The organism is Aeromonas sp. S11(2024) (genome assembly GCF_041402345.1).
GTDB lineage: Bacteria > Pseudomonadota > Gammaproteobacteria > Enterobacterales > Aeromonadaceae > Aeromonas > Aeromonas veronii.
Genome location: NZ_JBGLRC010000046.1, coordinates 1 through 13,753 on the forward strand (window position 1 = coordinate 1; position 13,753 = coordinate 13,753).

General features: G+C 57.0%; 3 protein-coding genes and 1 pseudogene. All 4 read left to right on the plus strand.

All coding sequences use genetic code 11. The features are described 5' to 3' along the window. Positions 1-109 precede the first annotated feature (109 nt). Positions 110-319, plus strand: a pseudogene (locus ACB040_RS20335) (hypothetical protein); the annotation flags it as partial. Between the two features lie 634 nt (positions 320-953). Further along, positions 954-2,519 carry a ShlB/FhaC/HecB family hemolysin secretion/activation protein gene (locus ACB040_RS20340; RefSeq protein ID WP_371156271.1) on the plus strand — a complete coding sequence of 522 codons (1,566 nt, stop codon included), beginning with the start codon at positions 954-956 and terminating at the stop codon, positions 2,517-2,519. A gap of 29 nt (positions 2,520-2,548) precedes the next feature. After that, positions 2,549-13,156, plus strand: coding sequence for a hemagglutinin repeat-containing protein (locus ACB040_RS20345; protein WP_371156269.1), 10,608 nt, complete (start codon positions 2,549-2,551; stop codon positions 13,154-13,156). Continuing rightward, on the plus strand, positions 13,156-13,536 hold the full coding sequence (locus ACB040_RS20350) for a hypothetical protein (RefSeq protein ID WP_338774214.1): 381 nt from the start codon (positions 13,156-13,158) through the stop codon (positions 13,534-13,536). The genes ACB040_RS20345 and ACB040_RS20350 overlap by 1 nt, the downstream gene beginning before the upstream one ends. Positions 13,537-13,753: the final 217 nt, after the last annotated feature.

Below are 13,753 nucleotides of genomic sequence, written 5' to 3' on the forward strand. Positions count from 1 at the left end.
CAGCATGTTCAAAAAGGGTCTGAAATTGATACCGAAGGAAGTGCGCACTAAAGTAGCGTAAACAAGACACCGGTTTGAGGCCGGTGTCAGGTGATAACTAGATCTGTACAAGCCCAGCAGAACGGCCTGTGCTCAGATGGCTATAGACCGACTGGTAGCCCAATACGGCTCGCTGCACCTGCTGGACCGACTCAATTGCAAGCCGGTTATCAATAAGACGGCTGACTGCCCCGGCAGAAAAAATGTATCCGCCAACCACGTTAAAAATAGGCGGCACAACAGTTGCTGGGCTTCGTCTGCTAATGCAACAGAGCCCTAAAACCGAGCCCTTATATAGGCTTCCAAAGAAAGTTGTAAGAAAGTATTACACTGATGATTATGTAAATAACCACCAATGGTCCTTGCCTCTCTACAAATCAACAGTGCAAGCATGCTTTAACCATTGAAATATAAGTGAATTCTTTATTTTTGCCATGCATTGCATGCAACATCACACTATCAAGATACTCATGATTTCAGGCGTTTTCCGGGATGAACCAAACCATTGAATACGCCCAACCACCAGAGCATTGCTTCGCAACCAACTTATCACTCAAAACAAAAATCCACAATTTAATGGAGTTTTGGATTTTTATTTTGAAAAGAAAAGTGGGAATTTGGGCTTACAACATAACCCGTGTAATATCCGGTTGAGGCTGTAGTGCAAATAGGGCGTGTGTAACGGATTATATTCGCCCCTCTGTACTGATACAGAACCAAGATATTGAATAGATATAACAACAATCACACGCAATATAAAAACGAACAAGCAGGCGCAGTACTTCATGATTGGTTTCACATTAGATGCGTCAAGAGGGCGTATTCTGTACGTCCTCTGGCTTTTATTGCCACTTTGTAGTCAAGCGGCAAACAACCCGGCCCAAGAAATATTACGCCAGCAAGAGCGGGAGCGCGTGCTACGCGAACAACAAGAAACCCATCCCGATCTCCGCTTCCCGGCCCCGGTTATGCCTGCGCAGACCCCGCTGCCTTCCGACGAATCGCCCTGCTTCACCATCAATACGTTTGAGCTTACCGGGACGGACGCTGACACCTTCGCTTGGGCACTCAAAGAGGCTGACTTTGCCAAAGGACACTGTCTGGGCACCAAGGGCCTTAACATCGTGATGAGCCGCATCCAAAATGCCATCATGGCCCGTGGTTTTGTCACCACCCGAGTCCTCGCCGCCCCTCAAGATCTGACCCACGGCGCCTTAACGCTGGTCGTGGTACCGGGCAGAGTCCGACATATCGTGTTTGCCCCCAATACCAATGCACGGGCTACTGCCTGGAATGCGGTGCCCGCCAGGCGCGGCGACATTCTTAACCTGCGCGACATCGAGCAAGCGCTTGAGAATTTTAAACGGTTACCCACCGTGGATGCCGACATTCAGATCACCCCCGCAGAGGGGGGAGATGCTCAACCGGGTGAGAGCGATCTGGTCATTACCTGGCAACAACGCTCGCCACCGGTGCGGGTGAGCGCGTCATTTGATGATGCGGGCAGCAAAACAACCGGGAAAATGCAGGGCAGTGCCACCCTCTCGCTGGACGATCTCGTTGCGCTGAACGATCTGTTCTACATCAACGTCAATCACGATCTGTTCAATGGCAACAACAAGGGAACCCGTGGCTATACCGCCCACTACAGCCTGCCTTACGGCTACTGGTCGTTAGGGACCACCCTCAGTGGTTATGAATACCGGCAGACGGTGGCCGGCGCCCGCCAGCATTACCTCTATCGCGGTACCAGCAATAACGCGGAAGTGCGTTTGTCTCGCGTCCTGTATCGCGATGCGGTGCGCAAGAGCGGGGCCTACATCAGTGGCTGGAAGCGGCGCTCTGACAACTTTATTGATGACACTGAGGTCGAGGTGCAACGCCGTCGCACCGGGGGATGGACTCTGGGGCTGACCCACCGTGAATATCTGGGGGCCTCGACTCTGGATGGCAATCTGGGTTATCGGCGAGGGACCGGGGCATTTGACGCCATGGCGGCCCCCGAAGAGCTGTTCGGGGAAGGCACCTCCCGCATGGCGCTCATCACTGCCGATGTGGAACTGATGACCCCGTTTACGGTAGGAACCCAATCACTTCGCTACACCGGTAACGTCCGCACCCAGTGGGACCGGACTCCGCTCGTCCCTCAAGATCGCTTTTCCATTGGCGGGCGTTACAGCGTGCGTGGCTTTGATGGCGAGCTGACCCTGATGGGTGAGCGCGGTTGGGTATGGCGCAATGAGCTGGGGCTCGCGCTGGGGGCTGGCCAATCGGTCTATCTGGGGGCGGATTACGGCCATGTCGGTGGTAATTCAACCCGTTGGTTAAATGGACGAGACCTCGCTGGGGCCGTGATTGGTCTGCGGGGTGGAATGTCCGGGTTTGCCTGGGACCTCTTTGTTGGCGGGCCGCTGCATAAACCGGAAGGATTTCAGACCAGTGCGTTGACCACCGGGTTTAACGTGAATTGGTCTTACTGAAGATTGCACGACATTAAGGAATTGGCATCATGAACAAGCACTGCTATCGGATTGTCTTCAACCGCTCATTAGGCTTGCTGCAGGTGGTTCCTGACATCGCCCGCCGACGGGGTAGCAGTACAGGACGTGTGGCCACAGCAACCGGTGCACGCTGCGTTGCCAGCATGCGCCCCGTGGCTTTTGCCAGTGCGCTGGCGTTGGGGCTGGTCAGCATTACGTTTCCCGCCCGGGCCCAAATTGTGGCCGACCCGACCGCCCCGGGTGCTCAGCAGCCCACCGTACTGGAGACGGCCAACGGGGTGCCGCAAGTCAATATCCAGTCGCCCAGCGCGGCAGGCGTATCACGCAACACCTACCAACAGTTCGATGTCGAGCAACAAGGCGCTATTCTCAACAACTCGCGTACCAATACCCAAACCCAACTGGGCGGTTGGGTACAGGGCAACCCGTGGCTGGCCAAAGGTACGGCTCGCATCATCCTCAATGAAGTCAATGCCAGTGATCCCAGCCGTTTGCAGGGGTACCTGGAAGTCGCTGGTGATCGCGCCCAAGTGGTGATTGCCAATCCGGCGGGTATTACCTGTGAGGGTTGCGGATTTATCAACACCCAACGCGCAACGCTGACAACCGGTACGCCAGTCATGCGTGATGGTGCATTAGAGGGCTACCGGGTCAAGGGCGGGGCTATCGAGGTACAAGGCAAAGGGCTGGATGCCAGCAGTACAGATTACACCGATGTGATTGCGCGCTCGGTCAAGGTAAATGCGGGGCTTTGGGCCAAACAATTGCACGTGACCACCGGCGTTAACGAGGTGAGTGCAGACCAGACTACCGTGACTCAACAAGAGGCCAAGGGGGAAAAACCAGCCTTTGCCCTGGATGTGGGGGCATTGGGCGGCATGTACTCACAAAAGATTGTCATGGTGGGTACCGAGCACGGTGTCGGTGTGCGTAATGCGGGTACCCTCGGCGCACAAGTGGGAGAGTTGGTGGTCACGGCCGACGGTCGGTTGGAAAACAGTGGCACCCTGCAAGCCATGACCGATGTTCGACTCGAGGCTCAAGGTGGCATCGCCAATAGCGGCACACTCAGCGCGCAGCGTGAGTTGTTCGTCACCACCCCGCAAGATGTGGATAACAGCAAGGGAAAGATAAATGCGCGTCGGGTAGCGGTGCATGCGCAGTCGCTCACCAACCGGGAGGGGATGATTGAGCAGACGGGGCAGCAAGGATTGACGTTGCAAACGGCCCACACCCGTAACCGTGAAGGAAAACTCGGTAGCACCATGACATCCCCCACTCCCCAGTCGGAGCAGGGTGGTCCGTTAGATCAAGGAGGTGACGGTGCTGGTACCTTCCCGCCCCAGCCCAGCCACGGTGACAATAGCGCACAAGGCGGGACACCAGACCATCAACCCGCAGCAGCGACGCTCGCGAAGGGTGAGCTCCATATCACAGATACGCTCAACAACGATGGCGGCCGCCTGCTCGCGGGCGGCGAGATGACCCTGGACACCAGGTCGGTCGATAACCGAGAGGGGGTACTGGAGGTCGCGCAGTTGACCGTGACTGGCGGCGATCTGGATAACCGTCAAGGTGCGCTGCGGGTGAACGATGCTACCCACCTGGCGCTGGGTCAGTTAAATAATGAGGGGGGAAAGCTGCATGCGGCTGGTGTCCTGACGCTGTCGACTGACACGCTGAACAACCGGTCGGGCTTGCTGCAACATGCCGGTCACCAGCAGACACAGCTTGCTGTGACCAACTCGCTGGATAACAGTCATGGCACGTTGGCAAGCAATGCCGAGGCGTTGACGCTGGATGTCGGGATGCTGGTCAATGCCGATGGCACCTTACAACACACCGGTGACGCAGGCCTCATCCTCCGCGCTGGCGAGCTTCAAGGTTCGGGTGGCCATATATCGACCCCGGGCGTTGCCACCTTGCGTCTGGGCAAGACCGACCACCGCAAGGCGTCCCTGGAGGCCCGCAGCATTGACCTGCAGGCCGAGAGCATGGACAACAAGGGGGGAACCATACGCGCCAGTGGCAACGCCCTTAGCACCTTGGCGGTAAGCCATGGGCTTGATAATAGTGACGGGGGCCAGATAGCCAGTCAGGGCGACCTGAAGATTGAGGCAAACGAGCTCGATAACCGCCGTGGCGCGATTGAACATGCGGGCAATGGCGCGTTGACGCTCAACACTACCACGTTGCAGGGCATCCAGGGCAAGATTGCCAGCAACGGCAATCTGCAGCTAACCGGTGACACCCTCACCTTGGCGCAAGGCTCTACCTCGGCCAAACAAATAACCATCGACTCCGGCACGCTGGATAATACTGCAGGCACTCTGGTGGCCGACAGCGGCGCTTTGCACCTCACCGTCCGCGGCGCGATGACCAACAAAGATGGCAAGTTGCTGGCCAATGGACCGGTGAGCGTCACCGCGAATGCACTCGATAATCAGGGCGGTCAACTGGTCTCCAGCGAGGAAGCCATGACACTGGCTGTCACCACCACCCTCGACAACAGCCTGCAGGGGCTGGTGGCTGCCAAAGAGGGCATAAGTGTCACCGCAGCCACCTTAGATAACAGCAAAGGGGCCATCGAACATGCGGGCGACGGCGCCCTCACCCTCAAAACCGATACCCTGAATGGCCCCAAAGGCAAGATCGTCAGTAACGGTGCTCTGAGCATCAAGGGTGAATCGGTCAATCTGGCGCAAGGCACCACCTCGGCGCAGCGTATCGCCCTTGATACCGGCTCGCTTGATAACGCCGGTGGTACAGTGGTTGCCCACAACGGCGAGCTGCAACTTACTGCCCGCAACACCCTCGATAATCAGGCAGGCAAGCTGTTGGCGGCCGGTCCGCTGACCCTCACGGCCGGTGAGCTGGCTAACCAGGGCGGTGAAATAGCCGCGACCAAAGACGGGGCACTTCAGCTCACCGTGGACGGCTCCGTCAATAACAGCCAGCATGGCCTGCTGGCGGCTAAGGGTGACATGCAGGTAACGGCCAAGACGCTCGATAACAGCGAAGGGGCCATCGAACATGCGGGCGACGGCGCCCTCACCCTCAAAACCGATACCCTGAATGGCCCCAAAGGCAAGATTGTCAGTAATGGTGCTCTGAGTGTGAAGGGACACCATACCGATTTGAAAGAGAGCACAACACAAGCTCGACAAGTGGAGATAGAGACCGACCAGCTGCTCACGGCAGGCGGTAACGTGATTGCCACTGGCAGTGAGCAGATGAATATCCGGGCGCACGATACCCTTAATAACCACGCCGGGCGCTTGGCCACCAATGGCACGCTACAGCTGTCGACCGGGGAATTGCTCAACCAGTTGGGCACAGTCCTGTCTGCGGGTACCGGAGAGAACCAGCTCAATGTGACACGCAAACTGACCAATACGGATGGCTCCCTGGTGTTGGCAGGGAGCGCCACCGTGCGAGCACAAGCGCTGGACAATCAGGGCGGCAAGATACACACAGCAGGCCACCAAGGCTTGGCGTTAACGGTGGATGGTCATGCCGATAACAGCGCCAAGGGCTCGATTGTCAGCACAGGACCACTGCGCCTGAACACGGGGGCAATGGGTAATCGCCATGGCGCAATCGAGAGCGCGAGCACCATGGTGGTGGGCATTGGCGCGGGTCTGGATAATCGTGAAGGCAACGTGATTAGCGCGGGTGATGTCACTATCAACGCCGGCAGTCTGGATAACCGCGTCAGTGGTGTTATCGCCAGCGCCAAAGGTAGTCTGCAGCTCGATGCGCAGGGATACAGTGACAATGGCGGTGGGTCATTGCAGGCGCAAGACCTGCTCACGGTTGGCAGCGCCGGTTTGGGCAATAGCGGCGGCAGCATCATCGGGAGAGAGGTTCGGGTAGATACCCGGCAATTGGCACTGGATAACCAGCACGGCACTCTGGCAAGCCAGCGTGGGGAGCTAGATATCAAGAGCGGTGCGCTGAATAACGACAGCGGGCTGCTGCAATCAACCGGGCCACTGAATATTGATACCCACGGTCAAGCATTGACTAACAGCCATTCGGGTGCTGCGGGGGGCATCGTCAGTGGCAACAGCCTGACTTTACGCAGTGGCGACCTACTGAACCTGGCGGGGGTCATCCATGGCAACGGACAAGTGGTGGTGCAAAGCGGCGCACTGGATAATCAGAGCGGCAAGCTAACCGGGCTAGCGCACATCGATATCAAAGGTGCGGCGCTGGATAACCGGAATGGCCAGGTACAGGCGGGCCAGGACCTGCAGATGGCGCTGGCAGGAACAACCAATAATCAGCACGGCCTGCTGGCGGCCGGACATGGATTGCAACTGAACGCAGATACCGTGCAAAACAGTGACACCCAGGGCAGCCATGCCTCCCCCCTAGGGCTACAAGGGGAACACGTCACGCTGACCGCCCGCCATATCGACAACCACAACGGCGAGATAGCGGCGGACCAGCACATCGCCATTCAAGGCGGTGGCGCACTGGATAACAGCCAGGGGCGCATCACCTCCGCGAATACCTTGACCGGGACGCTTGGCAATGTGGCCAACCGTGCAGGCACCCTGCTTTCTGGCGGGGCCTTCAATCTGGTTGCCAATAGCCTCAGTGGCGATGGCCGGGTGCTTTCGAAGGGCGGCCTGACCTTGACCATGCAGCAAGATTTTATTAATGAGCAAGACGTTTCAGCCAATGGGAAAGCTGAGATAACCACCGCCGGTCGTTTGACCAACCGGGGCACCCTGCAGGCCAAATCGCTGACTGTGCAGGCGGCGGATATCGATAACCAGGCCAGCGGGCAACTGCGAGGGACCACGACGCATGTAGTGGCAAGCAACACCTTGGCCAACCGCGGACTTATCGATGGCACACAAACCCGCATCCAGGCAGGCACCCTGGATAACGTGGGCAGCGGACGTATCTATGGCGACCAGTTGGCCATTCAGGCCAACACCCTGCAAAACCGCGAGGAAGGGGGGCGAGCGGCAGTCATCGCAGCCCGCGAACGGCTCGATATCGGGGCAACGACCCTGACCAACCGCGAGCATGGGCTGATATTTAGCGCGGGTGACATGGCTATCGGTGGCGCCCTGGATGCCAATGACCGAGCCACCGGGCGCGCAGGGTTGGTACAAAATGACAGCGCCACCATAGAGTCGCTTGGCCATCTGTCGCTGGCTACCGGGCAACTGTTGAACCGTAACCTCCATTTGCGCACCGAGGAGGTGCAAGTAGCCGGTCCCACCGCCAAAATTTATATCCAGCCAGAGGGAGAGGCCAACAAATACGATGAGAGTGAGCTTCGCTGGGATGGTGGTGATGGAGGTAACTACCATGTTATCGCCACAGGCCAGAAACTGGCGAGATATACCAAGTTTTACGTCACTCGCTCTGAATTTGAGACTCAGGTGAAAGCAAGTGACCCGGCGCGCATCCGCGCCGGAGGCAATATCACCCTGAGCGGAGATAACCTGACCAATGACAACAGCCACATGTTGGCGGGCGGCGCCTTGCTGGGGGATTTGCAAAATCTGCACAATCAGCAGGCTGCCGGGATACACCGCATTCATGAGGAAGGAAGCAGTGAGTTTTCTTACACCAAGCGGAAACGAAGGGGACACAAGAAAGGGACTTTTCGTTACAACGATAACCTTGGCGCCTACACCCCCGCTGACATCACACGACAGATTGCATTAAACGTCGCCCAAACAGCCTCCTATTCATCCGACGGCAGCAGTGGTTACCGTGTGACAGGGCTTGCGGGCACAGGTGTCGGTGATACTATCGGTGGCCGCAACCAACCAGCTAACACAACACCGCACGGGCGTCAGATTGTCGAAGTAACAGCGACGTCCGGTGGTAGCAATGGCCCCTCAAGTGTATCAGGGCAACAGGTTGCCTCCCCGGGTAATGTGCATGGCGCAACAATCGATGAGCCCTCGGTCACGGTATCAGACAAGGTTGATAACCTCGTCCCGCAAGCACCGGCAGTGATCCGCACCCTGTTGGCTGATACTACCGTACCCGATAACAGTCTGTTCCAGCCAGGCCCGGCAGCCAGCGGCTATCTGGTCGAGAGTGACCCGCGCTTTACCGATTATCGCAATTGGCTGGGCTCTGACTACATGCTCAAGCAACTCTCGGTCGACCCCGCCACCACCCAGAAGCGACTGGGGGATGGCTTTTATGAGCAGATGCTGGTGCGTGACCAGCTGTCCCAGCTGACCGGTCGCCGCTTTCTGACGGGTTACCACGATGACGAAACGCAATATCGCGCCCTGCTGGATGCCGGGGTGACAGTGGGTCGCGCCTGGCAGTTACGCCCGGGTGTTGCCTTGAGCCCGGAACAGATGGCACAGCTGACCAGCGATATCGTCTGGCTGGTCGAGCGCGATGTCACCCTGGCCGATGGCACTGTGACCCGTGCGCTGGTACCGCAACTTTATGTCCGGGTCAAACCGGGCGATCTGGATGGCAGCGGTACCCTGTTGGCCGCCAATCGGGTTGATTTGAATATCAAGGGTGACCTGGTTAACTCGGGCACCATCGCAGGTCGCACGGCCGTGCAGTTGACCAGCGAGAATGTGCGCAACCTCGGCAACATCCAGGGTGACAAAGTGGCGCTCACGGCGCGCCACGACATCGACAATATCGGTGGCGTGATTGGCGCGCAGAGCGCCCTCTCGGTCAAGGCCGGACGTGACCTCACCCTCACCAGCACCACCCAAAGCGATGCCAAAACCGCGGGGCTGAGCGATTTCAGTCGCACCAATATGGACCGGGTAGCGGGCCTCTATGTGACGGGTGATAAAGGCACCTTGCTGGCCAGTGCCGGGCGTGACCTGACCCTGTTGGCGGCCGAGGTGAGCAACAGCGGCAAGCAGGGGCAAACCGCCCTGGTGGCGGGGCGTGACCTGACCCTCGGCACGGTGACTATCGCCGAGCAGGAAAACAACATCCGCAATAGCGAGAACTACCTGCGCAGCGGCTATCGCACCGAGGTGGGTAGCAAGGTAAGCGGGACCGGCGATGTGCGGTTGCAGGCAGGGCGCGACCTGACCGCCCGCGCCGCGGCGGTAAGCAGTGAACAAGGCACGCTGGCCGCCAGTGCGCAAGGTGACCTGACCCTGCAAGCAGGCGAGTCCAGCCGCAACCTGAGTGAGGCCCATAAAACCACCTCACGCGGGCTGTTTAGCTCCCGCACCACGACCACCCGGCACAACCTCACTGAACAGCAAGCACTGGCCACCACCTTTGAAGGCCAGCAGGTTGCCCTGCAGGGGCACAATGTCACCGTGGCGGGCAGCAATGTGTTCTCTGATGTGCAAACCGACATCCTGGCAAAAAATAACCTGGATATCGGGACCGTCACTGAAACCCGCAGTGAGAGTCACTTCAATCAGACTAGCAAAAGCGGCCTGATGGGCAGTGGCGGGATTGGCTTTACCATTGGCAAGCAGTCACAAAGCACCGACCAGCAGGATGTCACGCAAAGCAAGGCGGGCTCCACCATCGGCAGTACCCGGGGTAATGTCACCCTGGAGGCGGGTAACCAACTGACAGTGGCAGGCAGCGACCTGATTGCCGGGCTGGATATGTCACTGACCGGCAAGGATGTGACTATCCGTGCCGACGAACAGCAGGCCACCCGCAACGAAGAGACCCGCAGCCAGAGCAGTGGCTTGACCATTGCGCTGACCGGTGGCGCCGTCACCGCCGCGCAAAGCGCTTATGACGCGGCCAAGAGCGCCAAAGAGAGTGATAACAGCCGTCTCAAAGCCCTGCAGGGCACCAAAGCCGCCATGAGTGGTTATCAGGCATATCAGGAGTATCAGGGCACGGGCCCGGCCAACACCCCGGACCCGAAATTTGTCGGGATTGCCATCTCGGTCGGCAACAAGCGCAGCCAGTCCAATAACCAGAGCAGTGAACGCAATGCCCTCCCCTCCGAACTCAACGCCGGTGGCGATGTCACCGTGCGGGCGCTGGGGGATAGTCACAACAGCTCGGGCGACCTGGTGATGACCGGCAGCGGCATCAAGGGCAAAAACGTCACCCTGGCCGCCGCCCGCGACCTGGTGCTGCAATCGGCCATCAATGACAGCCAGAGCAGCGGCAGTAACAGCAGCAGCGGCTGGAACGCAGGTATCAGCTTCGGGTTCAGCGACGGCGGCGCCGGTATCAGCGTGTTTGCCAACATGAATGCCGCCAAGGGCAAGGAGCTGGGCAACTCGGGCCGCTATACCGAAACCACCCTCACCGCGGGCGATACCCTGACCCTTAAATCAGGGAGGGACGCCACCCTGCTGGGGGCGCAGGTCAGTGGTGACAAGGTCAAGGCCGATATCGGCCGCAACCTGACCCTGACCAGCCAGCAAGACAGCGACCACTACCAGAGCAAGCAGAGCAGCATCGCGGCCGGGGGCAGCTTTACCTTTGGCACCATGACCGGCTCCGGGTATATCAACGCCAATCGCCAGAAGATAAACAGCGACTACCAGAGTGTGGTGGAGCAGACCGGGCTCTTTGCCGGTAAACAGGGCTTCGATATCCGGGTGGGGGAGCACACCCAGCTCAACGGGGCGGTGCTGGCTGGCAGCGACAACGCCAGCAACAACCGCCTCTCCACCAACACCCTGGGCTGGAGCGATTTGCACAACAGGGCCGACTATAAGGTCGAGAGCCAGAGCATCGGTATCAGCGGCAGTGGTCAAGGGGGGAAAAAGGCGGCCTCCCCCAGCGCGCAAACCCTGCTCAATGGCAGCAACCACAGCGGCAGTGCCAGCTCCACCACCTTTGCCGCCATCAGTAACGGCAACATCGAGCTGCGCAGCCCCGACCAGCAGCAACAGGATGTGACCACCTTGCTGCGCGACCCGAGCAAGGCGGCCAATGGCCTCTCCCCCATCTTTGACAAGAAGAAGGAGCTGGAGAAGCTGCAGGAGGTGCAGCTGATTGGGGAGGTGGGCCAACAGGCGACCCAGCTGGTGGTGAGCGAGAAGATGGGCAAGGCAGAGAAGCAGGCCCGCGAAGACAAGGAATACGCCAACAGCCCAGCGTACAAGGCGCTGCAGGAAAAATGGGGGGTGGGCAGCGACTTCCAGCGCGGCATGCAAGCGGCGACAGCGGCCCTGCAAGGACTGGCGGGAGGTGGCATTACCGAGGCAGCAGCTGGCGCCGCCAGCCCCTACCTGGCGCAGATGGTCAAACAGCAAACCGATGAGGGCCCGTCCCGCGTGCTGGCCCACGCGCTGGTACAGGGCGCGCTGGCTGCCGCCCAAAACAAAAATGCCATGGTCGGTGCAACCGGTGCTGCCACCGGCGAGTTGGTTGGCATGATGGCGACCGAGCTTTACCACAAAGATGCCAGCCAGCTATCTGAATCGGAGAAGGAGACCGTCTCCACCCTCGCTACCTTGGCCGCAGGATTGGCCGGTGGCCTCACCGGCGACAGCACCGCCAGTGCCTTGGCCGGAGCCCAGACCGGCAAGACAGTGGTGGAGAATAATCTGCTGGCCCCGTCAGAATACAGTGCCTTAAGCAAAGCGCTGGATGATTTTGATAAGGGTAAAAATCCGCTTGAAGCTGCCAAACAAATAGTGTCGTTGACCAACAAAGATAACGTCACCGATGGCTTGCTATATCAGCTGCAACAGGGGAAACCCCTGTCTGAACAAGACAAGCGGATCTTGGCCTCAGCGCTGGATCAGTACGGTTATGAGTTACAAACCAAGTATGGATATACAGAACAACAAGCCTTTGCTGCAATTGAAAAGGTAAAGGCTGGCGAGGCTATTGTTGCGCCTGCTGCAGATGTAGCTACTTATAACAAAGCGAGAGCCTACCTAATAAACTATGGCATTCAATCTGGACAGGCTGCGGTAGGTACAGATGCATTATTGGCTCTGCCGGGTAATCTTGGCACGATACTACGTAGTACGGTGGCAGCAGGCGGTGCATATCAAGCTGGCACAGGTGTAGGGCAGTTGATAGAAGGCCAGAATGTCGATGGCCTAATCAATGCGGGCTTGGGCACTGCCGCGATTTTTGGTAGTGTGGCTTCGAACAAGGTAATAGGCAGCTCCGGTGCTAAAACTCAAGCAGCAACTAAAACAATCAATTCAAGTGCTGATGCCACACCACCTTTGCACTTAAGAGGTGTAGATAATAGTAGTGTCGTTTTAGATAAAAAAATTCATACATCCATACCAAAGGTGGAAGCTGAGCTGGTTGATAACGTAGGTGGCAAGATATTTAAAGACACAAATCAAGGTAATAGACCTGATTATTTCTTGGGGGATCACAGCCGCCCAACATTAATCAACGATCGGATCGAGGCCAAAATAGAAAAAAACCCAACCAAAAGGTTACCCAATGGAAACATGGCTTCTGCTCATGCTGAAGTTGGTGCTATTCAACAAGCATTTGAGTCTGGCATAACGATTGGTCGCGATATGAACATGAGGGTTACAAAAGAACCTATATGTGGTTTCTGCCGTGGCGATATTGCAGCAATGGCTGACAAGGCAGGTTTGAAATCCCTAACTGTTTATGAAGAAAGCACAGGAAAGACTTTACATTGGAATCCAGGAATGAAATCTCTGAAGGAAAAAAATTAATGTCATTTTCAATGAGTTGGGCTGTCAATGGTGTTGGTGGTAACAGTAAGAACCCCATCTGGGATGATATAGAGAAAAAATTAACAGCATTAAAAGGTCAAAATGGAGCATTAACCATAGATATTTGTGACAATGACGTAGGCCCCCAATTGTTACAAGTCAGGACCGAAGCTGGTTTTTATTTAGTGACTTTAGGTGAAATAGTCGATGATGATTATGATATTAGAACGTATTACGATCAAGACAGTGAAGATGTAATGATTGGTATATTAGGAGATTTTTGGCCAAAAAAACAGTTAACAACTGACTTTTCATTTGTTACTAACGTTTTCCGAGAGTTTTTCCATACTGGGAATGTGCAAAAAAACCTATTAAATTAGTCTGTTATCATGTACAGGGCCGTAGGCTCGATTAGCGCAGCGTAATCGGGCGTTCGCGAAGAAGGTATCGGTATCAGCTGTACAGATCTAGTTATCACCTGACACTGGCCTCAAACCGGTGTCTTGTTTACGCTACTTTAGTGCGCACTTCCTTCGGTATCAATTTCAGACCCTTTTTGAACATGCTGTAGGGAGTCTGTCCTTCCATCATCCTGCC